The sequence below is a fragment of the Mesorhizobium sp. B3-1-8 genome (genome assembly GCF_006439495.1).
In the GTDB taxonomy this organism is placed as follows: Bacteria; Pseudomonadota; Alphaproteobacteria; order Rhizobiales; family Rhizobiaceae; genus Mesorhizobium.
Map to the genome: position 1 here is coordinate 1 of NZ_VFTK01000047.1, position 26,526 is coordinate 26,526.

Below are 26,526 nucleotides of genomic sequence, written 5' to 3' on the forward strand. Positions count from 1 at the left end.
CGCCAACTTCATGGGCTTCGTCAAACTCGCCGCTATCGCCATCTGGCTCAAATAGTTAAATCGTCACCACCGCCTAGAGCGTCGGACTTTCATTTGAGTCCATAGCCTGCGGCAATGAAGAAGTTTCTGCATTCTGTTGGAGAGAAGAGATTGCAGATATCGCCGATGGCCTGCCAGAGGGCATCGATGGTTCTGATGGCCTTTGCGCGCAGATGCGCCTTGAGCTTGGCGAAGGCCATTTCGATGGGGTTGAGATCGGGGCTGTAGGGCGGCAGGAAGAGCAGCCATGCGCCTCTGGCCCTGATGGCTGCCTCGGCGGCCGGACTCTTGTGGGCAGCGAGATTGTCGAGGATGACGACATCGCCCTTTGCCAGCGTCGGAGCGAGCTGCGTTTCGACGTAGGTCTCGAAGATGCGCCGGTTCATCGGCGTGTCGACGACGAAAGGGGCGGTGAGCCCATGGCAGCGCAGCCCGGCGATGAAGGTCTGCGTCTTCCAATGTCCGAACGGTGCCTTTGAGCGCAACCTCCGGCCCTTCAGGCAGCAACCGCGCAGGCGCGTCATCTTCGTAGTGGTTCCGGTTTCGTCGATAAACACCAGCCGATCTGGCTCAAGCCGCATCCGGGGCTGACATTTGGTTCGCCACTCCTGGCGTGCCTTGCTGATGTCGGATCGATCTTGTTCGCTGGCCAGCAGAGTTTTTTTGAAGCGGTAGCCGTTCCTGATGAGCCAACGTGAGATCGAGGCGGGAGCGACCTGAACGCCTGCAGCTCTAACCAACTGGGCGGCAAGCTCCGGCATGGTGACGTCGTCCTTCTCGGCCACACAACCAAGCAGGAACGCACGATGCGGATCGAGCTTGGAATGGCGGCGGCCACCACTGGCCTTGGGCGCCAGGCTCTCGGTCTTTCGATAGTTTCTCATCAGGATCACGACGAACGAAACCGACACCCCAAAATGGGCCGCCGCCACACGTCGCGAATGGCCAGCCTCGACAAACCGCACAACGCGTCCACGCAAATCGAGCGAATAAGGCTTGGTCATGGCAAATCATCTCCGTAAGAAAGTGAATCATAAACCCAACGTCAGCGGAATCTGGAGGGTTCTGTGAGGTCCGCGGGCGCGACGCGGCTGCCGCACTCGGTGCCGGGCGGACCTCATTGAAGCCGGATTGAGCGAAGCCGCGGGCCGGAAAGGCGTTATGGGGATTGTAGCGGTGGCGAAGGCCACAAGCGGTTGGAAAATGGCCGCTGTTGGTGACGCGCGACGCCGCGGCGGGGCTTGGCCGCGCTCCCGACGGCGTCGTTGGGTAGATGATTTGGTGCAATCGGGCGGCCGACGGCGGCGTGGAACGGGCGAACCTGTTGGGCCAGCTGAGCGGGGTGACACAAGGCAGGCCGGTACCCAGGGAGGCCAGCAGCGGACGTTGCGATCGTGACCTGGCGAGCGCGATCATGAGCTGTCATTCCAGACCCGGCTGGCCGGGTATCTCCCCGCATCGCCAGATGGCAAGGACGGTCATCTCATCCAGAACACAGCGTCGATTGTCGACTATTGCCACCGATATTGGTCAGGTCAGCCGATAACAAGTTCTCCGGCCGAAAGTGTCGCCAACAGCCTCGTCAATGCCCGCATGAACAAGAAGCGTCAGATGCGCTGGTCGCCGGTCGGCGCTCACCGGGTCCTTCAGGTCCGAGCCGCAGTTGCCGACGGCCGACTCAAACAAGCCAAGCTTGTCCTCGCGGCTTGACCCCCACTTTTTCCTGCTCCCAGCGACTGAAATCCTTGGCGTCCGATTCTTGTAATTAAATGGAAAGCGACACAAGGCGCGGCAGAGACTCGGCGCGTGTTTCGGCGTGCAATTTTTTGACCCCACTCGCTCGTTGCTATCACCGCATAAGCGGAGCGCGCCGCATCAAGACGCTTCGGCGTTCTGCAAGCGCGAATTGACACGTGCACGAAAAGAGCCACAGTGCACATGTTAATCAGGGCGACTTGCCCACGCTAGCCAAATACCCCGCGCTGTTGGGAGGCAGAGTTGGAACTGTTGGGTAACCTCATACCCCACAATTGGGGCTCGGTTCCATACGAGCAATGGGCGGATGATCTCCACTCCATCTGCGGCAGCTTCAACCCACTGACGACCGAGCGCAGTAAGGCCGTGCTTGGCGCGGCGCGGGGCATTGACGTCTGCGGCATGCAGTTCGCCCATGTCTCCAACGATCTCGACCGCGTGTATCGCGATTGGGACGATATCCGCCGCGACAGCAAGGAACATCTCTTCCTCATCGTCCAGTTGGAGGGTTCTTGCGGGGTCGACCATGTCGGCCAGCAGAACACGCTGAATGTGGGCGATTGCATCCTGGTGGATTCCACCAGACCGGCGACCTTCCATATTGGTGGGGCCTTCAGCGATCATCTGTCCATGCACTTGCCGCGCCAGACCATGTATTCGGAAAGACGTGTCGAGTTCGAGATCGCCCGGAAGCTCGAAAGTTTCGATCCCATGGCGATCATGCTGCATGCTCTGATCACCAAAATCATGTCAACGCCGGAAACGGATGCGAATTCCGCGAACCTCAGGCAGTTGATGTTCAACGCCACGCGGCAGGCCTTCGTCGCCAGTGCGGCAGAGATGCGTCTGCATTCCATGCATGACACTGCAGGCAAGCGCCTGCAGATGGTGGACATCCTGATCGATCGCCATCTTACCGATGCCAATCTCACGGCCAAGTGGCTCGCGACCCGCATCGGTGTCTCAATCCGCACCCTGCAACAGGATTTCCAGGGAGTGGGGGTGACCTGCACGACCATCATCCGCGACAAACGGCTGAAGCTCGCCAGGGAAAAAATCGAGCAAATCAAGGAACACAAGGGCGGCAAAACCATTGCCGAAGTCGCCTACTCAGCAGGATTCAACGACATTTCCTACTTCAACCGCAGCTTCAAGGAACTGTTCGACTGTGCTCCAACCGACCTGCTGAAGCAGCCATTGGCGAAGGCGGGCTGAAGCGCATTGCTGCACCGCACCTGCGTTTTTCTCCAAGACGAGGTGCGCAATCCTCCAAGACGCGCCGAATGACCCACAACATACTCGCTCCATAGGTCGCGGCCGGTCTCAGGCGGCGCGGAGGAGCATTCAATGGAACATAGACTGCTCATTGGCGGCGAGCGTATTGCTACTGCCAAGCATGAACCCATCAAGAATCCATCCACCGGCGCAGTCGTCGGCCACATGCCGCTTGCCACGGCCGCTCAGCTTGACCTGGCGGTGGCCGCCGCCGAGGCGGCCTTCGGAAACTGGGGCCGCACAGCAGACGCAGAACGCCAACAAGCCTGTCGTGCCATCGCAGAGGCCATTTCCGACCATGCCGAGGAGCTTGCCCTGCTGCTGACGCAAGAACAGGGCAAGCCGATGAATGGCCTCGGCTCGCGGTTCGAGATCGGCGGCGCGATCGCATGGACCCGCTATACGGCGGAGTTGAAGCTGCCTGTCGAAGTCTTGCAGGACAACAACGAGGGCCGCGTGGAACTGCATCGCAAGCCGATCGGCGTAGTCGGGTCGATCACGCCATGGAACTGGCCGGTGATGATCGCCTGCTGGCACATCATCCCCGCCGTGCGTGCCGGCAACACGGTGGTTATCAAGCCGTCGCCGCTAACACCGCTTTCCACCATACGGCTCGTCGAGATCATCAATACTGTCTTGCCGGCCGGCGTGGTGAATGTCGTGACGGGCGAGAATTCTATTGGTGCGGCGCTTTCGGCCCATCCCAACGTAGCCAAGATGACTTTCACGGGATCCACGGAGACCGGCAAAAAAATTATGGCATCAGCCGTCGGCACCCTTAAGCGGCTGACGCTGGAACTCGGCGGCAACGATGCCGGCATCGTCCTCCCCGATGTCGATCCCAAGCGGATCGCCGAGGGACTTTTCTGGGGCGCTTTCATCAACAATGGCCAGACCTGCGCTGCGCTGAAGCGGCTCTATGTCCATGACAGCATATATGATGAAGTCTGCGCGGCGCTTGCCGATTATGCCGAAAGGATCGTGGTCGGCGACGGCATGGACGAGGAGAGCGTTCTCGGCCCTATCCAGAACGAGATACAGTTCAATAAGGTGCGGGAACTGGTCGACGACGCCCGCGCAAATGGCGGGCGCATCCTGACCGGCGGCGCGCCGATGGACCGGCCTGGCTATTTCTACCCGATCACGCTCGTAGCCGACGTTACCGATGGCATGCGCATCGTTGAGGAGGAGCAATTCGGCCCGACACTGCCGATTATTCGGTATTCTGACGTCGACGAGGTCATCGAGCGCGCCAATCGCAACCCAGCCGGACTCGGCGGCTCGGTCTGGTCGTCCGATCCTGAAAAAGCGAAGCACTATGCGCTGAAGCTCGAATGCGGCTCGGTCTGGATCAACAAGCATGGCGCGATCCAGCCCAATGCGCCTTTCGGCGGCGTGAAGAATTCCGGCATCGGCGTCGAGTTCGGCGCGGAAGGCCTCAAGGAATTCACCACCATCCAGACCGTGCTGAGCTGAGCCATGCCGACCTACGACTACATTGTCGTCGGCGGCGGGTCCTCAGGATGCGTTCTTGCCAACTGCCTGTCGGAAAATCCTGCGCACAAAGTGCTGCGCATTGAATCCGGTCGCGCCGACAAGGACCCGTGGATCCACATCCCGGCAACCTTCTTCAAGGTGCTGGCCAAGGGCATCGACATCCATCCCTACGTGTCGGAGCCGGAAAAGGGTCTCAACGGCCGGCCGCAGATCGTGCCTCAGGGCGATGTGCTCGGCGGCGGCAGCTCCCAGCACGTTGCTCAAATCTTTCTAGGGGCGCTTCTTTCTAGGGCGCTGAAATTCACTTTCGAGGTTAGTTCGCGCGATACGCTTATATTACAGGCGGGATGGAAAATCCCTGCGTGACCAATAAAGAGGGAAGCAGTACAATGGGAAACACGATCAAGAGCGGATCCGGATCTATTTCGGCTAACACGCTCATCTCTGGCGATATGTCACGCCGGCATTTCATGGAGCGAATGCTAGCTCTGGGGCTGACGATCCCGCTTGCGTCCATGAGTTGGACCTCGCAAGTACGCGCTTCCACGCCGAAGAAGGGGGGCACATTTAGGGTTGGGTTGAGCGACTCCAACACGGCAGACACGCTTGATCCAGGGACTGCCTACAGCAACTTCTCAATTCAGTCGAACCAAGTATTTCGAAGTTACCTGACCGAGATCAAGCCTGATGGCGTAGTTGGGCCCGATTCAGCCGAATCGTGGGAGCCGAGTAAAGACGCCAAAATATGGCGCTTCAGGCTGTACAAAGGGCAACAGTTCCACAATGGGCGGCCGCTGACAGCTGACGACGTCGTCGCGTCTCTCAATCATCATCGCGGCGCCTCCTCGACTTCCGGAGGGAAGGCTCTGCTGCAGGATGTCGAGGACATTGCGGCCGACGGTCAAGATACGGTCGTCATTAGGCTTGCCGTTGGTACAGCCGATTTTCCATACATTCTCTCTGATTACCACATGGCGATCATGCCGGCAGACGGCAAGGGAGGGGTTGATTGGGCCTCTGGAATTGGCGCCGGCCCCTACAAGCTCGCCAATTTTCAGCCGGGCGTTAAGGGCGAATATCAGCGATTCGAGAATTACCACCGTCAGACATACTTCGATGCAATCCAGTTGTTCGGCATCAATGACGTTAATGCCCGGATGAACAGTCTTGTCGCCAAAGAGATCGATGCCGTAAACGCCGTCGATCTCAAGACCGTTGATATGTTGAGTCAGATGGCGGGCATTAAGATTGTGGAAATCAGGAGTGGAACGTTGGTCTCGATGGATATGCGATGCGAAACGGCCCCCTTCAACAATAACGATGTACGCTTGGCACTAAAGTACGCGATGGATCGCAAGGAGATACTCGAAAAGATCGCGTTGGGTCATGCGTCGATCGGCAACGACCAGCCGATTGGCCCGACCCTCCCTTACTACGCTGACCTTGAGCAGCGTGCCTACGATCCGGATCGCGCCAAATTCCACCTGAAGAAAGCCAATATGGAGAGCCTTGCCGTCGCCTTGTCGACGAGCGAAGCGGCCTACAACGGCGCAACTGACTTGGCTGTCCTGTACCAGCAAAGCGCGGCGAAGGCGGGTATCAAGGTCGACGTGATCCGTGAGCCTGCGGACGGATACTGGTCAAACGTCTGGGGCAAGAAGCCGTTCTTCATGGACCACAACGGCCAACGAGCTACCCCTGATATGATGTTCTCCACCTTCAATCGGCGTGGCGGCGCTTGGAATCCAACCGGCTGGGATAACGATCGCTTTCAGACGCTGTTGGTCCAGGCAAAGGGCGAACTCGACCAGACGAAGCGTGCGGAAATGTATCGAGAGATGCAAACGATGTATCGAGAGGAAGGCGGACAGATCGTTGTGTTCTTCACCAACATTGTAGATGCCACGCAAGAGAATGTGATGCATCCCGATCAGATGTCTTCCAACTGGGAGTTGGATGGTGGTCGCGCTTACCAACGGTGGTGGTTCGATACCTAGAACGGATTGTTGCAAGACTTGCATCCGGGTCGATGCTGGCCTCCGAACTTGTCGGAGCCTTGGACCGGCGGAGCAATGGATGGCCTGTATTCGCGGCCTTGCGACGGGTGAGAGACGACGGAACCCTTCTGCGTCTGATCCGCAACATACACGGAGGTATGCGTCGCGAATGCAAGTAGCTCGTGTCCGGAAAGTCGTGCGAGACCTAGAGGAAAATTCCGGTGAGCGTTGCCGTATTGCCAGACCTGCTTGGAGGAGTGCGCGAGCCTTCTTCAAAAAGGCGCATCGTATGCTCATAGGCGACGTTATCCCAATGTCGGCACCAGGTGACTGGCACGGTTACACCACTCGCGAACCAATTGGTGTTTGCGCGCCGATCGAAATATATACCCAGGTAAAAGCAATCGCGATGAGACTGTGTACAACATGAATACCGCCGCTGGAAATGATATGCAGGTTGTCTCGGATACGAGATTTGTAAAATGGGATACGGACCCGTTGCTTCAATGCTTTTATATAAAGGGTCTTCGCCTCAAGAATAGGGTGGTAAGTACACCTCATGCTCCAAACTATGTCGAAGACGGTATGCCGAAACGGCGATATCAGCTTTACCACGAGGAGAAAGCCAAAGGTGGCATAGGAATGACGATGTTTGGCGGCTCGTCTATCGTGTCGGCAGACTCTCCGGCAGTGTTTGGCCAGCTGAACGTCAGCAACGATGAGATCATTTCCTATTTCCAGGAGTTTGCCGATCGAATTCACAAGCACGATTGCGGACTGATTTGCCAGATATCTCACCTTGGCAATCGTACGACGTGGAACGCCGGGGACTGGCTCCCTGTCTTGGCCCCCTCGAGAGTCAAGGAACCTGTGCACCGGGCGATCCCGGCTGAGATGGGAAGTCACGATATCAGGCGCATTGTTCGGGACTACGCCGCTGCCGCGAAGCGATGCAAGGAAGGTGGACTCGATGGGACTGAAATTCTCTCTCACGGGCATCTCCTCGGCCAGTTTCTGTCGCCTGCGACAAACCATAGGTCAGACGAGTATGGCGGCAGCTTAAAGAACCGAGTGCGCTTTTCAATCGAAGTGCTGCAGGAGGTTAGGGAGCGAGTTGGCGATGATTACATCGTTGGCATCCGGGTCGGCGCCAGCGAGGATTGGGAAAAAGGGTATGGACTGGCCGAAGGCATTGAAGCGGCGCAGATGATTGCAGAGACCAATCTCATAGACTACATGACTGTCAACTTCGGCCATATCGGAACCCACTACGCGATTGCGCAACATATCCCTGGAATGTGGGCACCGTTGGCACCGTGGCTGTCGGCCGTTGCCGAAGTGCGGAAATACATTAAGGTGCCTCTGATCCACGCCGCGCGAATTGCTGACGTGTCGACCGCTCGCCACGCGATAGCTGAGGGTATTCTTGATCTTGTAGGGCTGACTAGGGCTCACATCGCCGATCCTCATATCGTACGAAAAATCGAAGAGAAGCGAGAGCACCAAATCAGGCCCTGCGTCGGAGCAAGTTATTGCCTTGATCGCGTGTCCCAAGGGCTTGACGCCTTATGCCTGCACAACGTTGCCACCGGGCGCGAGGCAACGATGCCGCATGTCATTGAACCCTCGCAGGGACCGCTCAAGAACGTGGTTGTCGTGGGCGGAGGGCCCGCCGGGTTGGAGGCGGCGCGGGTTAGCGCCTCACGTGGACACAAGGTGATTCTATTTGAAGCCGCCAGTAAGCTTGGCGGCCAAGTTAGAATCGCCGCCCAGGCTGGGTGGCGCCGTGATATGATCGGCATAATCGACTGGTACGCTGATCGCCTTCAGGAACTCGGCGTGGAGATTCGTTGGGATACGATGGCGTCATTGACAGATGTCCTAGGGTTGCACCCTGACATCGTTATCATTGCAACGGGGGGCTTGCCGGATACCGGCAGTGTGCCAGGGTCCGAAATGGCCCATAGCGTCTGGGATGCGCTTACTGGGCCATCTCTGACCGGCGACATCCTCGTATACGATGACAATGGCCAACCGCCAGCTCCGTCCTGCGCTGACTATCTTGCTGGCCGACCGGGAACCAAGGTAGAATATGTCACCCCCGACAGGGCCGCAGCTTATGATATGGGTTCGACGAACTTCGCAATCTTTCTAAGAAACTTCTACAGAAAGGGCGTGGCGATCACGCCCGATTACAGACTCAAGCGTATCGAGCGTGACGGCAATCGGCTGAAGGTTACATTCGAGAACGACTACGGTGGCTCGGACATGGAGCGAGTGGTCGATCATATCGTTGTCGAGCAAGGCACTTTGCCGATGGATGAGCTCTACCAGGAGTGCCGGCCGTATTCAAAGAACGACGGTATGATAGACCAGGAGGCTCTAGTTAATGGCGTGCCTCAGAATGTCCAAATCAATCAGAATGCTGAATTCATGCTCTTTCGTGTCGGCGATGCCGTCGCAAGCCGGAATATCCATGCCGCGATTTTCGATTCGCTGAGGTTGTGTAAAGAGTTCTGATGGTTGTTGTCTTTAGAAGGTTCTCCTATTCGACGAGAAAGCTAGGAATCGAAGCCAAATGTCACCTATACTTCGTATGATGGCACAGCGGGTAGCTCTCGGTCTATTCACGCTGTTTTTGGTATCAGTGATCATATTCTCGTCGATGTCACTGTTGCCGGGCGGGTTTGCTGAGGCTGTGCTTGGCCAGAATGCTACCCCAGAAACAGTCGCCGCGTTCAACAGCAAGCTAGGCTTGGACCGCCCCGGCTATGTGCGGTATGTCGAATGGGTCGCCGATGCACTGCATGGAGATTTCGGCGATTCGTACGCCGGCCTCGATGGCAATATGCAACGCAGAGTGGCAGACGTAGTCGAACCGCGGCTCTACAATACCTTCTTCCTTGCAGTGATGACCGCCGTCATAGCTGTTCCGCTTTCTCTGTTCCTGGGCGTACTGGCTGCTCTCTATCGCAACAGTTGGCTCGACCGACTAACCAATGCGACGACCCTCACCACGGTCGCAATGCCTGAGTTCTTTATCGCTTACGTGCTGATGGTCGTATTGGCTATTAAACATAGGTGGTTCTTCGCTCTGGCAACGATAGATGGAAGCACGGGGTTTTGGGAACATGTTTATCGCGCGGCGCTTCCCGCAGCGACGCTCATACTCGTCACTGTCGCTTATATGATGCGGATGACGCGAGCCGCCTTGGTCAATTTATTGGAAAGCCCTTATATTGAGATGGCTCGCCTAAAGGGCATCGCCCGAACCAAAGTAATCCTTCGCCATGCCTTGCCGAATGCATGGGCTCCAATAGCGACCGTTATAGCTTTCAGTTTGGCATACTTGATAGTTGGCGTGGTGGTCGTCGAGGTAGTCTTTGTATATCCGGGTATTGGGCAGGTGATGGTAGACGCCGTTTCGACGAGAGATGTTCCTGTCGTGCAAGCCTGTACGCTAATCTTCGCCACAACATATATCGTGCTCAATCTGGTTGCCGATGTAATTGGCATTGTGACAAACCCGCGCTTGCTGCACCCAAGATGACGACTGGTGCTCTAATTCCGCCTCGTAACCATCGCAGTCTTGCGGCGAAAGTCACGCGCGCGCTTTTGAAGGCGCCATGGTCAGCCCGTATAGCGGTCTTCATAATACTGGTCTATCTGATTTCAGCGATATTTGCTCCTCTGATTGCTCCGTATGGTCAGGCCGAGATAGTCGGCAAGGCGTATCAACCGGGCGGGACCCATTCTCAGTTCTTATTGGGAACGGATCAGATCGGGCGGGATATTTTTTCACGCCTGATTTTTGGAGCCCGTAACACCATAAGTGTTGCCCTTGTCACGACATTCATATCCTTCCTTGTCGGTATCAGCTTGGGTGTGGCGGCGGCGTTGTACCGCGGTTGGACCGACCAGGTTCTTTCCCGAATTGTAGATGCGTTGCTGGCGATGCCCGCGCTGATCTTTGCGTTAATGCTCCTTGCAATTTTCGGCAGGGGTGTCGTCAACCTTATTGCTATCTTGGCAATGCTAGATTCCACCCGGGTCTTCCGGCTGAGCCGCGCAGCGGCGCTTAGTGTGACTGTGATGGATTTTGTCGAAGCGGCCAGATTGCGCGGCGAAGGGGCAACATGGATCGTTTTTAAGGAGATTATCCCGAACATAGCTGCCCCTTTGTTGACGGAGTTTGGACTGAGATTTTCCTTCGTCTTTCTAACGATATCGGCACTCTCATTCCTGGGTGTAGGTATACAGCCGCCGACCGCTGATTGGGGGTCGATGGTCGCCGAGAGCAAGTCGCTTATCATCTACGGGAACTTGGCGCCTTTTTATCCGGCCGGCGCGATAGTGCTCCTCACCGTGGCCGTGAATTTCGTAGTTGACTGGCTGTTGCAGAGCGCATGTGGATTTCACGATGAGCATTGATTTTACTGCAAGGACCCCTGCAGGACGCGTTAAAGGTAAGCCCATTCTAGAGATCAAAGGTCTTAAGATCGACGGGTTGTCTGATAATGTCTGGAGCCCAATCATCAAAGGGATCGACCTTAACCTGAATGCCGGAGAGGTCTTGGGTCTTATCGGCGAGTCGGGTGCGGGCAAGTCCACTTTGGGGCTAGCAGCGATGGGATACGCTAGGCCCGGATGTCGTGTCGCATCGGGCTGCGTTGTCTTTGACGGGATGGATTTGCTGAAGGTCGGCGAGGCGCGCCGACGTGCGGTAATGGGGTCTCGTATTGCTTATGTCGCGCAAAGCGCGGCTGCGTCGTTCAATCCAGCGCATAGACTCATCGAGCAGACGATCGAGACCGCGCTCGATCGTAAGATCATGCTCAAGCACGGTGCCGAGGCAGATGCTAGAAATCTCTTCAAGCTTCTGCGCCTCCCTAATCCCGATGAGATTGGTTTTCGTTTCCCGCACCAAGTTTCCGGAGGTCAGTTGCAGAGAGCCATGATCGCGATGGCTATGTCCTGTCGGCCGGACATCATCGTATTTGACGAGCCAACGACGGCGCTAGACGTTACCACACAAGTGGAAGTTTTGGCTTCGATGCGGGATATCGTCGACCGATTCCACACCGCCGCGATCTACATCACGCACGACCTTGCGGTTGTCGCCCAGATGGCCCATCGCATCATGGTGCTTCGCAATGGCCTGCTTGTCGAGGAGGCTACGACGAGACAGATACTGAGCGCGCCAAAGGCGGAGTATACCAAGAGCCTCTGGGCGGTGCGGAAGCTAGAGAAACCGGAGCGCACGGGGGAGCAAACCCTTCTAGAACTTAGAGGTATCGACGCGTACTACGGAACCGCAAAGGTCCTCGATGATGTATCGGTCAAGGTGCCGAAGGGGCGCACCGTCGCTGTTGTCGGAGAAAGCGGATCTGGCAAGTCAACGCTGGCGCGTGTCATTGCTGGGCTTCTTGCTCCATCAAAAGGTGACATTGAGTTCTCCGGAAAGCCACTGCCTGGAAGTTTACGCAACCGCGACAGGAACACGCTGCGACAGATCCAAATGATCTATCAATCAGCCGATACCTCACTCAATCCTCGACATAGCGTGGGTGACATAATTGGTCGGCCTTTGGAGTTCTACCAGGGCGTCAGGGGACAGGAGCGTGACCGTAGGGTCCTCCAGATCCTTGATATGATCGAACTCGGCGAACGCCTCTTCGATCGCCTACCTGCGGAACTTTCGGGAGGACAAAAGCAGCGGGTTTCGCTCGCTCGGGCTCTAGCCGCGGAGCCCCAGCTCATCATTTGTGATGAAGTGACATCTGCCCTTGACCAGATTGTTCAAGAAGAGATCTTGACATTGCTCATGCGTATTCAGCGAGAATGTGGCACCTCTTACCTGTTCATAACGCACGACATCGCCACGGTTCGCGCCGTTGCTGACCAGGTGGTTGTGATGTTGCAGGGTCGAGTGGTGGATCAGGGGCCGAAGTCACGCGTACTGTTGGCTCCGTATGCGCCGTACACTGAGCTGCTGCTCTCATCAGTACCTGAGATGGACTCGAACTGGCTTACGAACCTGCTTGCGTCCAGAAAGCAGGCGATGTGACGTTGTCGTGGTTAAGTCACTTGAGCTGATCGCCTACATCTGACGTTCAAACATGGGCCACTTGTGAATGGAAAACCCGCCCAATCCCGGGTCATGGTAAGCGCCACGCTGTCCGCCTGGTTCGGCGCATGAATTGACTGTGCGATCGTCTTGCGATGGAGAGGAAGGTCCGCGTGGCAGCACACGATAAAATGGACGTCCAATCGGACGCGTCTCAACCAGTGGCTACGCAGGCAGGCTGGAGGTCTGGAAACGTCCGACGGGACGTCGATCTCGCACGAAGGGTGAGAAAGCCGGATTGCCACCGAAAGCCTGATGCCCCGGGTGCAGGTTGCGGCGGGTCGCCCGCAAGCATGGCGCGACGTGCTGGCAGGTCTATGATTGGCGGCGACGCCTTCGACAAAGGCAATTGGCACTGCCGGAGAGTATGGTGCCGCTGTTCGCGCCACTGATGGTGGAGGAGGTATCGCCGTCGGACTCAGCGGCCGGGCAAGGAGCTGAGAGTGGCGCTGGCGAAGGTGGAATTGTGATCGCAGACGATTACGGCCCCTACCGCATGCAAAAGCCGGTAGGGTACACGGTTTGGGGTGAATGGCAAAATCAAAAGGACGATTTCATTACATGGCAAAAGAACTTTTGGTATCAGCAGAGGATGCTGAGGTTATGGCAACCCAAGCCTGCCTTAGCACGGGCGCAGACATTCGAACCACTCGATCACTTGTTGCGGCTACATTATCGGCTGCCTTCTTTGGTCAAGCACCCCTCGGTTTTCCCCATTTAATCGACTATCTCGAAAGCTTTCAGGACGGGCGCATTAATAAGCAACCAGATCCAAAGATTACACAGCGATTTCCTGCCTTCCTTTCGTCAGACGCCGACCAGGGCATAGCTCAGGTTGGATTTGATCTCGCCCTTCAAAGACTCGTCGAGGCGACCGAGACGTATGGTGTCGCCGTATTTACCCAAGCAAACAGCTATCCAGCTGGCGAATTGGGCTACTACATTCGGCGCCTCAGCGACTTTGGCTTAAATGGGTTGGCTGCAACGAATGCCAACGCCATGGTTGCCCCAAAACCCGGCGGAGCGAAAGTATACAGCACGAACCCCATGGCATTTGGATTTCCAACGGGACGTGGTGAGCCGCCAATAATAATTGATCAATCCTCGAGTGCCGCGGCGTTCGGTAAGATTAGGGCTGCAAGCTATGAAGGGAAACCGATCCCGATTGGTTGGGCCGTTGACGAAAATGGACTTGATACTACGGATCCAACGCGCGCGATGAGTGGTTCACTACTCCCATTTGGAGGTCGAAAGGGAGCCAACGTCGCATTAATGGTTGAAATGCTTTCGGCGGGATTGTCGGGAGGTTCTTGGTCAATCGATGCGGCGCATTTCGGTGTCGGGTCCGAATGCCCCTCCATCGGCCTTACAGTTTTGGCCATAGTATCGAACTCTCGTGAGAGTGACCGCATCCGAGATCAAGTCAAGCGCCTCCAAGATCATGGGGTCTACGTCCCAGGTGTCAGTAGTGCAACGAAGAGAGCGGGGAGGCCAACTCACGTCTTGATGCCCGAGACCGTGCTTACAAGATTGACTGAGATCATCGAAGGTAGACTGCGCTGAATTATACCAACGGTCTTGGCTGCTGACTCTTTCGTGATTTTGGCCGATTTGGGCGCTGTGATTCCCTATTACCGAAGGAGATTCGGCGATGGGATCAGCGGTGAAGTTTGCGGACGGACTTTTCGGCGGGGGAGCTTCGCCGTCTTGCCCGGAACTCAAAGGATGTGCGCCAGAGCAGCCGGCTATTGTCGATCGCGGCGGTTCTGGACGGCATGAGTCGGGCCAATGCGGCCCGGGTCGGCGGACAGGTCTTCGGCGGCAGCGATGGCAACCATGTCGCCTTCTCTTGGCAAGGCAATGACGAGATGGACGAGGTTCAGCGATGGCTGGGCTGAAATCCAACCAGACGGCTCTATCAGCGGACAAATCTGCTTCCATGGCGGCGATGAGGCAGACTTCATCGCTCGCAGATGGACTTCTTCAACAGCCTGTTAAGGAACTCTTCAGTGAATGAGAGGGTAGCAAGGCGCCGACCACTTAGCTGCCGGGATTGGAGTGGAGATGTACGTGACGCTTCCAAATGGATATGAAAAAGAGTTCGACGTGATTGTTGCAGGGTCGGGATCGGCCGGTTGTGCAGCTGCGCTAACAGCTGCTGTTCAGGGTTTGAGCGTAGGAATTTTTGAGAAAGGAAATCATATTGGAGGAACGAGCGGAATGTCAGGGGCCGGCTGTTGGATGCCGGCAAATCGCCTTGCCGCAGCAGCAGGCGTGTCCGACTCCCCTGAGGAAGCTCTTGAATATCTCAGAGCGACGGCGCCTGCAGGCTGGGCAGATACATTCGATCCACTCTGGCGTCAAATTGCATTTAGGGCAAATGAGGTTCTGGAACTGGTGGAAGCAAACACGCCCGTGCGCTTCTCGCTCTGCAAGGAACCCGACCCCTATGCCGACGCCCCCGGAGGCAAACAGTTCGGGCGAATGATGTCGCCGCGACCTCTAAAGCGAAGGTTGCTCGGAAAATTAGGTCGAAAACTGCACAGGTCGTACGTGCCGCCTATCCTGACTTATCAGGAATTCCTTGAGGGCAATTTTTATCATCATCCGTTCGCGTTTGCGTTCATGCATGCTCGCCGTGTTTTTGGGCGAGTTTTACGCGGTGAAGTAGCGATGGGCGCCGCGTTGATCATCGGTCTTCTACGCGGATGCCTCGATCATGGCGTAAAGCTGCATCTCAATTCGCCTGTTGTGGAACTACTCAAGGACGGCACCGGCAAAGTTACGGGCGTCACGGCCAACATTGATGGGAAACTCACGCGCATTTCCGCCCGCAAGGGTGTCGTGTTGGCGACTGGCGGATTCGAGTGGGATAAGCTGCTTTTTTCCGAGCATTTCCCGGGGCCAACAGGACATATCGCAAGCCCGATTACGAACACGGGGGACGGCCATAGATTGGCGGAGGCCGCAGGTGCCTCGCTAGCGAATATGAATCAAGTCAATCTCTCGGCTTGCTTGCCTGCAATTCATGAGGGCCGGCTCAAAGGCATACCGTTGATGTTCCATGTGCATCCACACGCGATCGTTGTGAATCGGAAGGGCAGGCGCTTTACAAGCGAGTATGGATACGGAATCGGAGATGCTTTGGACGGCAGAGACGCCGATGGTTATCCACTCCATACACCGGCTTGGGTGATAGCTGATGCTCGTTTCTTGCGAAATTCGGCTGTGTTCCGTTGGTTTGCTCGGAAGAGGCCCGGCTGGATCTTAACAGCAAGGACTTTACCTGACCTGGCGCTTAAGACCAACCTACCATCCGGTACCCTCCTCGAGACGGTGGCACGCTACAATTCATTCTGTGACAACGGGTGCGATCCCGATTTCCATCGAGGCGAACCCACCTGGGAGCGGTACAAAGCAGGAAGTGGCGTGAGTGGTCAGAACAACGCGCTCGGTCGAATAGAGCGTGCTCCTTATATCGCTCTGGCCTTTAATCGATCAGTGCTGGGAACTAAAGGTGGCGTCATGACGAATGAGGAGGGACAGGCTCTTAGAGGTGATGGTACTGTAATACCTGGTCTTTATTGTGCGGGACTTACGATGGCTAATTCAATCGGGACCCGGGCTGTTAGCTCCGGAACGACGATCGGACCTAATCTTGTTTATGGATACGTGTGTGGTCGTTCTTTAGCTCGCAGGGATCTTTGATCAACTCGCCCGATCGATTACAGCGGGATGCATCCCGCCTGACTGCAGCTTCAACCAGCTAAGGCAGCCGCGGACGCCGGTCCGGCGCGTAACAGTCAATCCCCTCGATCAACATCGGCAGATGCACCGGGTTGGGGCCGGAACAAGAGCTGTGCAGAATCTTGCCAGTTTCTTCCAACAGCCGCATTGGAGGCGAAAAGATGGAACCGCTCTGGGCATTTTATCTGGCTGAGACAGACCGAGATGACGCTGGCGGGTTGGCGCGACAGGCACCGCCTATGTCGCTTGGTGCCAAGTCCCGAATCCCGAAAATGAAGGTCGGACTAAGGGCGCTGCTGGAGCCGCATCGTTGTTGCCGCTTGTGGGCGACTCTGCCGCGATCCGCTAGTAGGATGCGGAATTCTCGCTTGCGTTGCGAGCACTGAACCTCAGTCGCCGTCCAGGCATGCATCGGCGAGCCTTCCACAGCAGTGCCTATATGTCGCTCTTTGTGGCGGATGGCCGTGAACGCGCGCGGCAAAGACAGCAGAGCAAGAACCTAGGCCGATGCTCTGTTTCTCCGGACGATAGACAATGAAAAACGGACGCCCGTTGATCGATCGGTCGGCACGCGGATGCTATCTGCGGCGGTCCTTTTGGCCCATTTTGGAAACTCGACATTCAACGCAGAGAGCTCTTCGTGACCGCTGGTAAGATGGTTGCCACGACAGCCATCGGTTTGGTGGGTGCTTCCACGGCCAGAGCGGCTGGTGGCGCCGTTATCGGCCACGGCTTCCATGCCACCATAAACGCCAAACCCGGCAAGGGTGTCTGGTCGAACTGCTGTTGCGGGCACCCGCGCTGACCAATGACGACTGCCTGGTCTTTTCTACGAGAATCCAATCGCCCACATTCAGCGTGTTCTGCTGGCCGACATGGTCGACCCCGCAAGAACCCTCCAACTGGACGATGAGAAAGAGATGTTCCTTGCTGTCGCGGCGGATATCATCCCAATCGCGATGCACGCGGTTGAGATCGTTGGAGACATGGGCGAACTGCATGCCGCAGACGTCAATGCCCCGCGCCGCGCCAAGCACGGCCTTACTGCGCTCGGTCGTCAGTGGGTTGAAGCTGCCGCAGATGGAGTGGAGATCATCCGCCCATTGCTCGTATGGAACCGAGACCCAATTGTGGTTTATGAGGTTCCGGCTGCCCAAGAGTTCCAACTCTGCCTCCCAACAGCGTATGCCTACTATCCAGATCCGTCGATCGCTGAGCAGTTCTCAATTCTTGTTGTATAACGCTAGGCGAAAGTGGCTCATCGCGAACCTGCTCCGAATTTGCGACAGAACTACCCTATCTCATCAGCAAGTTCGTTTCGCAGCTTAGGCCTGATCGCGGGCTTGAGCCGGAACAAGAAAAAAGCTGCCGGAAGGGGTGTCGCGGCTTTTGCGTTGGCATTGAGGCCGCTCACACCTTGATGCGCTTGCCGTCTGGATCGTACCAAGGTCGCAGCTGCGCGACCGCCGGGAATTTCTCGCAGGCGACCTCGATCTCGAACTTCGCCTGCTTTAGGAATTCAGGCGTCACCCCGTCCTCGTTGTGGACGTAGCCCATTCCCAGCGAGCGGCCGACCCGGTGGCCATAGGCACCTGATGTAATCGAGCCGACGATCCTACCGCCGAGGTGGATCGGTTCCTCATGGTGCAGGAAGGGCTGGTCAATGCCCTCCGGCAGCATGAACTGAACTAGGCGCTTCGTCGGCACACCGCCGTCTCGTTGCCGCAGCAACGCTTCGCGTCCGATAAAGCCGCCGCGCTTGTCGAACGCCACGGCGAACTTCAGCCCGCCCTCGATCGGCGTATCTTCCATGCCGATGTCGTGGCCCCAATGGCGGTAGCCCTTTTCCATGCGCATGGAATTCATGGCAAAGAAGCCCGCATTTCCGAGGCCGAATTCGCCTCCGGCTTCGGTCAGCCTGTCGAAGACGTAGGCTGTCATCTCGGTCGGGACGTAGAGTTCATAGCCCAACTCGCCGACATAGGTGATGCGCGATGCGCGAACGGTCGCGTAGCCGACCTCTAGTTCGCGGCTTAATCCGAAAGGATACGCCTCGTTCGACATATCCTGTCCCGAAACCTTCGCGAGCAGCGCCCGTGATTTGGGACCCATGAGGCTCAACATCGCCGTACCGGAGGTCACGTCATAGGTGAAGACATGGGCGTCCTTGTCGAGGTTTTGGCGCAGCCAAGCCAAGTCGCGTGTCTGCGAGGCCGCCCCCGTCACTACCATAAACGCGGTCTCGCGCAGGCGCGTGACCGTTATGTCGGCCTCGATGCCGCCATGCTCGTTCAGCCACTGTGAATAGACGATCGCACCTGGGGCGACGTCGATATTGTTGGCGCAGATGCGGTTGAGTTCGGCACATGCGTCGCGGCCTTCGACCATGAATTTAGAGAAGCAGCTCTGGTCAAAAAGGGAGACGCTTTCCGAAATGTTCCGGACTTCCCTGCCACAAGCCTGGTGCCAGCTTTGGGCCCCGAAGGAATATTCGATCTCGCGGGGCTCGTCCCCCTGCACGAAGAAACCCGGACGCTCGTAGCTCGAGGCCTCGGTCATCACCGCCCCGGCGGCAAGCAGCCTGTCATGAAGGGCGCTGCGGCGGAGGTCGCGCGCTGTAGTGAACTGGCGATTTGGCCAGTGCATGTCAACCAGAAGCCCGAGGGCTTCGGTAGTGCGATCGCAGAGAAACTGCTTGTTCTTCTGGAACCAGTGCATGCGCCGAACATCGACATCGGTGAGTTCGACAGGTGGGCGTCCTTCCTTGATCCAGGACGCCAGCGCCTTGCCCACACCGCCGGACGAAAGAATGCCGACGGAGTTGAATCCGCAGGCACAAAATAGCTTCTCGACCTCTGCCGTTTCACCAAGGAGATAGCGGTTGTCTGGCGTAAAGCTCTCCGGTCCGTTGAAGAAGAGCTGGATGCCCGCGTCCGCCAGCAGCGGCACGCGCTTAACCGCCATTTCGAGGACAGGCTCGAAGTGATCGAAATCCTCGGGCAGAGTGTCGAAGCAGAAATCCGGCGAAATGCCGTCATGTCCCCACGGCTTGGACTTCTTTTCGAATGCGCCGAGCAGAATCTTCCCGGCATCTTCCTTGAAGTAGGACTGCTCGTCGGCAACGAAAAGAACCGGCAAATCCTTCGACAGGTTGGGAATTACCTCAGTCACGATATAGAAGTGTTCCGCCGCGTGCAGCGGCAACGAAACGCCGACATTGGCACCCATGTCGCGGGACCACATGCCGCCACAGATCACCACATTCTTCGCTCTGACGTCGCCGGAAGGCGTCCGTACGCCAACGGCCTTGCCGCCCTCGATCAGAATCGTCGTGACTGGTGTGTTCTCGAAAATGCGTGCGCCGCCCATGCGCGCGCCCTTTGCGAGCGCCATGGTCACGTCGGCCGGATTTACCTGACCGTCTCGCGGCGACCATACACCGCCAACGATGCCTTCGAGATTGATCGGGGCGTATTTTTCCTTAATCTCGTCAGGTGTGATGGCGCAGGCAGGCAGCCCGAAATTCTGGGCCATCGACACCCCGCGCTTCAGTTCGTAGAGCCGCGCCTCTGTCGTCGCCAGGCGGAGCGAGCCATTCTGCTTGAAGCCTGTAGCCTGCCCGGTTTCAGCCTCGATCGAGCTGAAAAGCTCGCCAGTGTATTTGGCAAGCTCCGTCATGTTGCGGGTCGCGCGAAGCTGCGTGACAAGTCCGGCCGCGTGCCACGTAGTGCCCGATGTCAGCTGCTTACGTTCAAAAAGAGCAACGTCCGACAAACCTATTTTCGTCAAATGGTACGCGATCGAGCAGCCGGCAACACCGCCGCCTATGATAGCGACGTCGACGGACCTTGAGATAGTGGCTGGCGACATAAATCAGACCTCTTATGCAAATGTCGATGCTTACTGCATCATGTTGTTCACCATTCTCATGAAGGTCCAGTCCGCGAGCGGCCTCCGCCACGGCAACGCCCCGATCCTTCACCAGTCTCACTGCCTCAAGTCGAACTCGCGGCTGAAACTTCCTTCTCAGAAAAGACCACCATTGCTCGACCTGTCGCTCGCGGCGATCCGCTGTTTGCGCGTAACCGCCAATACTACAGCAGCCGAAACCATTATGAGCATTGAAGCTACTGCCGCAGTAGAGGGATTCAGTTCGGTCCGCACTTGACTCCATATCAGAACAGGGAGTGTTCGTGTTTCTGCATTACTAACGAAGTAAGCAAGGACTACCTCGTCCCACGACGCAATAAACGCAAAAATTGCTCCACTGAGCACACCTGGCCAGATCAACGGCAGAGTGACAGCGAAGAATGTTCTCGTGGGGCCTGTACCTAGTCCCCACGCAGCAAGTATAAGGTTCTCGTTGAGAGTTCGCAGACTAGCTGTGACAGCTACTATCACGAACGGTATCCCTAACGTTGTATGCGCGATCACGAGCGCAAGGCTTGACCCGACTATTCCCCACCTTGCAAACATGAGATACATGCCGACGGCGAGCACGATCAACGGTGATACAAGCGGCGCTAACAGAAAGCCCTTTAGAAAACTTGGTAGTTTGCCACGCCAGTTGTGGAGACCAAGCGACGCCAGGGTGCCAAGTGTTACCGACAGTAACATAGTTATTGCACCAACATAGAGGCTCGTTAGCGTGGCCGCACTCCATCGAGAATCCTCCCATACATTTAGGTACCAGTGAAGGGTGAAACCTTCGGGAGGAAACCGTACGATCGCGCTTTCAGAGAAGGATATTGGAAGCGCAACCAAAGTCGGAAGGAAGAGAAACATGGCGGTGCCATACACGAGAGCCGCCAACATCCACTTTGCAACTTTTTCCATGAAGGTAATATCCTATAAAGTGACGCTCCAGCGGCGAGACCACCACATTGCTAGGCCCACAACCAGAAAGCATAACGCAGTTGCACCTAGAAGCACTACTGAAAGGGCGCTAGCCACAGGTACATTGAACTGATCATTCACCTGTGACGCGATCAGCTGCGCGACCATCGTATTTGCCGGTCCCCCAAGCATCGCGGGCGTGATGTAAAAGCCGAGCGAAAGCGTAAAACAAAGTACAGATCCCGCAACAATCCCCGGCAGTGTCAAGGGCACAAGGATGGTAGTGAATCGGCGCAGTCCCGTGGCGCCGCAGATATTTGCCGCATCGAGGAGTGAAAAGTCGATACGCGACATCACTGCCAAGATAGGCAGGACCATGTTCGGAAGCAGAATGTGCGTCATCCCAACTATCACCCCTGTCGAATTTCGGATCAGTGGGACTGGACGGCCTATAAGCCCTGAAAGTTGGAGAAGCTCGTTCAGAACCCCGGTGTTTTGAAGGAGGATCACCCACGAGAACGTGCGCAGCAGCAGACTCACCCAAAAGGGTAGTAACAGCGCGATGCTTAGCAAAATCACTGTGGCTCGGTTCCCCCGCGTCATCAGTAGAGCGTACGGATAACCAAGAAACAAACAAACTCCCGTTACGATAACTGCAGAACGGAATGTCTCCTTGAAAACACTCAAGTATAGAGGTTGTGAGAATATATGTAAATATATATCAAACGAACCGTTTGGGAAGCTTTGTATTCCGAGCGTCGCAAGTGGCAGCAGTAGGAATACCACTAAAAAGGCGACAGATGGTAGTACAAGTAACTGCTTGCGGATCACTCCCATCGGGTTATCTCCCTCACGTTTTCAGTGGATCGTTGTAAAAGTCGTTTCCTATGACCAATGTTAGCTGTTACCAGTTGTTGCTATACGATATGGTCGCAGAGGATTCGCAGAGAGAGAACCCATGAAGAATCGGCTCCCGAATGGCACGCATGCCGCGGCCCAACCAAATCAGGAATCTGAGGCTCCACCCGTACTAGGGCAGCAGATCCGGCAGATAAGAAAAATGCGAGGAGTAACACTTCAGCAGCTTTCTGAGGCCGTTGGCTTGTCTATGGGTTACCTAAGTCAGATTGAACGTGGACGCTCCAAACTAACAGTCGAGGCTTTGTCTGCCATTTGCAACGTCCTCGAGACGCCGGCAAACTGGTTCTTTCATGCAGGCGAGCCTCAACGTCCGGAAGATAGATACATTCTGCGCAAGTCTTCTCGGAAGTCGATTAGTTATCATGGCGCAGGTGTAAAAGACGAACTCCTGTCGCCTCACCTTGCTGGTCCGCTGGAACTGCTTCTTGTCACGATCGCACCAGGTGGAGATACAGGAGAGTATCGCCACGCTGCAGGCTTCGAGAGCGGCGTCGTAATCGCGGGGAACGCCTCTCTTTACATTGGAGACCAATGGTACGAACTCGACACTGGAGACAGTTTCTCTTTTGAAAGCACAAAAACCCACAGGATCAAAAATATCGGTGATACCGAGGCCAAGATTGTTTGGGTGATAACCCCGGCTTCACTGTGAAACTGCCTCAGCGAATTAGCCAGGCCTGGAAGCGCTGATCCATCGCCGCCAAGTTCGCGTTCCACCACTCCATATCCTGTTTGACGGCGGTGGAAAGATGATCAGTGGGCAGTCTTCCCTTGTTCTTGCCAACCACCAATGTATCAGCGGCGGGATTTACCGGCCCGTAGGGGATGAGCGAGGAAAACCGCGCTTGCGGCTCCGGAGAAATGAAGTAATTTATCGCTTTCATGGCCGCCTCTCTGTTTGTTGCACCTTTAGGCACCACCCAAAATGCATCGGCAGTTAGCCATTGATCCCAAACTGTCTTGACTGGGGCTCTTTCGGCAGCCTGTGCCGCACGACCGATCCAGAGTTGCCCCATGGGAGTCTCTCCGCTGGTCATCAGCTGTTCCGACTGCGCCCCAGTTTCCCACCAGACTAGCTGTTCCCTGATCGTATCTAGTTTGGTGAGGGCACGGTCTATATCGATGGGGTACAGGTCCGAGGGTGCAACACCATCGGCGATAAGTGCCATTTCCAAGATGCCGCCCGCCACGTGCCGAAAAGCAGCTCGTGGGCCGGGGAAGCTTTCGCTGTCAAAGAAATCTCTGAAGGAGTTCGGCGTTTTATCGTAAGCCTTAATATTGTAACTCAATACCGTAGCTTCGGCGTCCGCGCCGACACGATACTTTCCGGCATATCCCTCTCTCAGCGCGCTTTTGTCTACGACAGAATAGTCGATCGGTTCGAGCCATTTGGCATCCGCCTCTAGCCCCATGTGACCACCCACTATAACCAGATCCCACGATACATTGCCACTTTCCACCATTGCTCTTAGCTTTGCATCCGACTGTGGGCTGTCGAGGACTATTTTGAGTCCAGGATTCAGCGTCCGATATGGGTTGAAGAGCGCCTCTTGTTGTGCCTCCTCGTACGAACCACCATAGCTAGAGATAACTAGGGTGCCGGAGTCTTGAGCGAGCACCCGAGTACTAAACAATGAAAGGTAGGCGGCGGACCCCGTGACTGCGGTGCTCATCAGGAATTTGCGCCGAGTAAGGTTATTCACCATGTTTCATCTCCTATTGTTGAGGTCACTTCGCTCGTCAAAGATCGGATATCAACTTACATATTCGGCTTGCTCGTCCGCCAATCGACTGGATAGACCGCGTAAAATAGAATCGCGTCTTCTCCATCATAGGTGAGAGATGTGCTTCTGGGCAGCCACATCGAGTCACCGGGCAGAAGCTCAACCGTATCATCATCTATAGTGATTTTGGCCTTCCCCTCCAGAACGACGACTACTTCATCATATGAAAGCGTCCAGTTGATCGGATTACCGTTCAATCGAATGTAACCAGCGCCAAGAGTTTGACTGAAAGTCTCATCAACAACAGCGAACGGTTTAGCGCCAATTGCGCTACCATCCGAAAAGGACAGATCCACGTCAGATCGTCGAAAAGACTTTGGGTTCACTGTAGAATCTCCAAGCGTTTATGTTGTCGCCGCGACCTTGTTAGTGGAGCCGCCAACTATGAACAACGGCTCGACAATTGCCTTACCCCGCCTGAACCGATCGGGATCAAAGGGCAAGATGAGCGGATCGACACCTTTTCCAACCATGGCCTTGGCGATAAGTCGTCCAGCGCCCGGGCCTCCTGTGTGGCCGTAGATCCAACCTGCAGAGATCCACAATTCGTCAATGTGCGGACAACGACCAATCAGTGGCGCGTAGTCCTCGCTCACATGGACAAGGCCGCTCCATTGCCTGAGGATCCTCAGATGCGCCATTTGCGGAAACATTGTCACATAGGACGCCATCGATTGAGCCATCGGCAGAAAGTCAGAACGAAGTGTGATATCATCAGTGGACGGACCGCATCCTCCGACGATTTCGCCACGAGCTGTCTGGTGAAGCACCGTTTGTAAATCCAGCAGAGTCACGGCACAGTGAACAAAAGGCTGCGTCGGCTCGAGCGCCGTTGCTTGCAATCGTACAACAGAACCACCAAGGTCGTATGCCACAGACTTAGAGATCTCTGGCGACCCAGCACCAGCAGCGACAAGAACGAGGTCACTCCGTATTAGTGCACCAGCGACCCATACGCCCGTAACTCTGCCATTCGCCGTGTCGATGGCGTCTACAGGTGTGGACCATATCATCTCCACTCCGACATCCTGACACGCACTTAGATAGGCGTGCATGGCCGCGTGGTGAGGCGCAACACCAGCTTCTTCCAGGAAATAGGCGCATCGGACTTTAGACTGGTCGAGGCCAGGAAGTAGTCGCTCAACCTTTTCCCGGCTAGCGTATTGACCGCGCAATCCTGTCTGACGGTGAAGCCGTGCCGCCGAATCGACAGAATCCGCAGTTTGCTCCGAAGAAGCAACGATCATGTAGCCTCGCTCCGAGTACATCACGTTGTGTCGAAGGCGGCGCGAAAGATCGCGCCATTCCCGGCACGAGTAGGTGAAGAACTCCGACCATTCACGAGATCCGAACCCTGATCGCACCAGTGTTTCATTCCGCCCGGATGCGCCGCCCTGCCAGTATCCTGCGTCAACAACAACGACCCTGCGCAACCCCTGTTCGGAGGCCAGGTTGTACGCGCAAGAGAGACCTTGAATGCCTCCACCTATAATCACCGCATCGGCGAACTGAGGCGGCGTCTGGCGATTATTCAACTGCACTTGCAACCTCGAGGAGCCCTGCAGCTTGTGCGACGGTTATGGCCCCCCGCGGAGGACGATAACTGGGCATCGCAACGGGTTTTCCGCTTACACCAAACCGCGCCACCAGTTCTGCCATTGAATGCCAGCACGGGTTCCCCTGACATGGACCCATGCCACAGGATGTCAGTCTCTTCAAAACCTCAACGTCCTCTACTCCGTTTCTTACGAGGGACAGTAACTCACCCCCAGTCACGTCCATGCAGGCGCAAACTTCTGCTTCTTCCAGATGCTCTTCATTGATGTGAATACGCTCTGAACCTTGGCAATACGCTCCCACGGCATGCACCGGCGTCGCATCAGGATCAGTGCGCAGTTGGATTGTACCTGTTGCCACAGCTTGGAATTCAAGCGAGGGATCAGCTCGCCATGGGCCACCATGAACGAGAGTTTCGCATCTGATCAGTCGCCCAGATGAGAATATCCCTCTAACACGATTGCCGCCTGTGACGCGTTCGACTGTCGCAGTCGGAACATGCTCGACCACCGAGGCACCTAGGCTTTGGAGCCGATCCGCAATCTCGGCCTCGGATCCAGTTCCGCAAACGACCACCCTGCCCAGATTTATGCTTCGGCACGCCAGCTGTAGAGCCACGGGGGCAGCGAGAACCCCCGGCAGTGCCCCGCCGGGTACAACAGGCGGAATTGAAAAGCGTCCTGTCGCAATGATGATGGAAGACGGCTTGAAGAAGGTCACACCGTCGTCGCCCGCGCACGGAGCGCCGGCGACGATCCTGCCAGCTCTGTAGATACCAAATACATCCATCGAAAGATGCGATGTCACGTTCTCGTGTAGCGGGGCAACTTCGCGAGCCATCAGACTTGCAGAGCGAGCGTGGCGGTCGCCTCGTGTGACAAGAGTTACCACTCTGCCAGCAAGCGCCAATCTATTCGCCTCAGCAATTCCAGCTGGCCCACCACCTATCACAAGTATGTCGGCGGGGACCACCCGCGCGGGGCTCTGCTCA

The 26,526-nt window shown here is 56.2% G+C and carries 18 protein-coding genes and 4 pseudogenes; 13 read left to right on the forward strand and 9 right to left on the reverse strand.

Annotated elements, in window-relative coordinates:
* Positions 1-89: 89 nt before the first annotated feature.
* Complete coding sequence (locus FJ424_RS29870; protein WP_140659241.1) at positions 90-1,043, reverse strand: IS630 family transposase; 954 nt, start codon at positions 1,041-1,043, stop codon at positions 90-92.
* Between the two features lie 496 nt (positions 1,044-1,539).
* Between FJ424_RS29870 and FJ424_RS29875 the strand changes: the two are divergent.
* The 12 genes and pseudogenes from FJ424_RS29875 to FJ424_RS29930 all read left to right on the forward strand — a co-directional run.
* Positions 1,540-1,749, forward strand: a pseudogene (locus tag FJ424_RS29875) (ISKra4 family transposase); the annotation flags it as partial.
* Positions 1,750-2,037: 288 nt separating this feature from the next.
* Positions 2,038-3,009: a helix-turn-helix domain-containing protein gene (locus tag FJ424_RS29880; protein ID WP_140659242.1), complete on the forward strand. Its 972-nt coding sequence runs from the start codon at positions 2,038-2,040 to the stop codon at positions 3,007-3,009.
* A gap of 132 nt (positions 3,010-3,141) precedes the next feature.
* On the forward strand, positions 3,142-4,545 hold the full coding sequence (locus FJ424_RS29885; protein WP_140659243.1) for an aldehyde dehydrogenase family protein: 1,404 nt from the start codon (positions 3,142-3,144) through the stop codon (positions 4,543-4,545).
* Positions 4,546-4,548: 3 nt separating this feature from the next.
* The gene (locus FJ424_RS29890; RefSeq protein WP_246677385.1) at positions 4,549-4,932 is read left to right on the forward strand and encodes a GMC family oxidoreductase N-terminal domain-containing protein; all 384 of its coding nucleotides are present in this window, start codon (positions 4,549-4,551) and stop codon (positions 4,930-4,932) included.
* Between the two features lie 23 nt (positions 4,933-4,955).
* Complete coding sequence (locus FJ424_RS29895; RefSeq protein WP_181182211.1) at positions 4,956-6,563, forward strand: ABC transporter substrate-binding protein; 1,608 nt, start codon at positions 4,956-4,958, stop codon at positions 6,561-6,563.
* Between the two features lie 450 nt (positions 6,564-7,013).
* Entirely contained in the window at positions 7,014-9,083 is a 2,070-nt protein-coding gene (locus FJ424_RS29900) for an NADH:flavin oxidoreductase (protein WP_140659266.1), read from the forward strand.
* 58 nt (positions 9,084-9,141) lie between these two features.
* On the forward strand, positions 9,142-10,113 hold the full coding sequence (locus FJ424_RS29905; protein WP_140659245.1) for an ABC transporter permease: 972 nt from the start codon (positions 9,142-9,144) through the stop codon (positions 10,111-10,113).
* Positions 10,110-10,994, forward strand: a complete 885-nt coding sequence (locus FJ424_RS29910) for an ABC transporter permease (RefSeq protein ID WP_140659246.1) — start codon at positions 10,110-10,112, stop codon at positions 10,992-10,994. The genes FJ424_RS29905 and FJ424_RS29910 overlap by 4 nt, the downstream gene beginning before the upstream one ends.
* Positions 10,984-12,630: an ABC transporter ATP-binding protein gene (locus FJ424_RS29915; RefSeq protein WP_140659247.1), complete on the forward strand. Its 1,647-nt coding sequence runs from the start codon at positions 10,984-10,986 to the stop codon at positions 12,628-12,630. Before FJ424_RS29910 ends, FJ424_RS29915 begins: the two co-directional genes overlap by 11 nt.
* Before the next feature lie 621 nt (positions 12,631-13,251).
* Complete coding sequence (locus FJ424_RS29920; RefSeq protein ID WP_140659267.1) at positions 13,252-14,253, forward strand: Ldh family oxidoreductase; 1,002 nt, start codon at positions 13,252-13,254, stop codon at positions 14,251-14,253.
* A 107-nt stretch (positions 14,254-14,360) separates the two neighbouring features.
* A pseudogene (locus tag FJ424_RS34170) lies at positions 14,361-14,498 on the forward strand (IS630 family transposase); the annotation flags it as partial.
* 256 nt (positions 14,499-14,754) lie between these two features.
* Entirely contained in the window at positions 14,755-16,398 is a 1,644-nt protein-coding gene (locus FJ424_RS29930; protein ID WP_140659248.1) for an FAD-dependent oxidoreductase, read from the forward strand.
* Between the two features lie 851 nt (positions 16,399-17,249).
* Here the strand turns inward: FJ424_RS29930 and FJ424_RS29935 are convergent.
* The 5 genes and pseudogenes from FJ424_RS29935 to FJ424_RS29955 form a co-directional block, all read right to left on the reverse strand.
* A pseudogene (locus tag FJ424_RS29935) lies at positions 17,250-17,603 on the reverse strand (AraC family transcriptional regulator); the annotation flags it as partial.
* Positions 17,604-17,847: 244 nt separating this feature from the next.
* On the reverse strand, positions 17,848-20,307 hold the full coding sequence (locus FJ424_RS29940) for an FAD-dependent oxidoreductase (protein ID WP_140659250.1): 2,460 nt from the start codon (positions 20,305-20,307) through the stop codon (positions 17,848-17,850).
* A 52-nt stretch (positions 20,308-20,359) separates the two neighbouring features.
* Positions 20,360-20,467, reverse strand: a pseudogene (locus FJ424_RS29945) (transposase); the annotation flags it as partial.
* Positions 20,464-21,273: an ABC transporter permease gene (locus tag FJ424_RS29950; protein ID WP_246677386.1), complete on the reverse strand. Its 810-nt coding sequence runs from the start codon at positions 21,271-21,273 to the stop codon at positions 20,464-20,466. The pseudogene FJ424_RS29945 and the gene FJ424_RS29950, both read right to left, overlap by 4 nt.
* Before the next feature lie 12 nt (positions 21,274-21,285).
* Positions 21,286-22,110 carry an ABC transporter permease gene (locus FJ424_RS29955; RefSeq protein ID WP_140659251.1) on the reverse strand — a complete coding sequence of 275 codons (825 nt, stop codon included), beginning with the start codon at positions 22,108-22,110 and terminating at the stop codon, positions 21,286-21,288.
* A 121-nt stretch (positions 22,111-22,231) separates the two neighbouring features.
* Between FJ424_RS29955 and FJ424_RS29960 the strand changes: the two genes are divergently transcribed.
* On the forward strand, positions 22,232-22,846 hold the full coding sequence (locus tag FJ424_RS29960) for a cupin domain-containing protein (RefSeq protein WP_140659252.1): 615 nt from the start codon (positions 22,232-22,234) through the stop codon (positions 22,844-22,846).
* Positions 22,847-22,853: 7 nt separating this feature from the next.
* Here FJ424_RS29960 and FJ424_RS29965 read toward each other — a convergent pair whose 3' ends face one another.
* From FJ424_RS29965 to FJ424_RS29975, 3 genes are read right to left on the reverse strand one after another with little or no spacing between them, the layout of a single operon-like run.
* Positions 22,854-23,900 carry an ABC transporter substrate-binding protein gene (locus tag FJ424_RS29965; RefSeq protein WP_140659253.1) on the reverse strand — a complete coding sequence of 349 codons (1,047 nt, stop codon included), beginning with the start codon at positions 23,898-23,900 and terminating at the stop codon, positions 22,854-22,856.
* A gap of 53 nt (positions 23,901-23,953) precedes the next feature.
* Entirely contained in the window at positions 23,954-24,304 is a 351-nt protein-coding gene (locus tag FJ424_RS29970; protein WP_140659254.1) for a cupin domain-containing protein, read from the reverse strand.
* Positions 24,305-24,322: 18 nt separating this feature from the next.
* Positions 24,323-25,519, reverse strand: coding sequence for an FAD-dependent oxidoreductase (locus FJ424_RS29975; protein ID WP_181182212.1), 1,197 nt, complete (start codon positions 25,517-25,519; stop codon positions 24,323-24,325).
* Positions 25,520-26,526 lie beyond the last annotated feature (1,007 nt).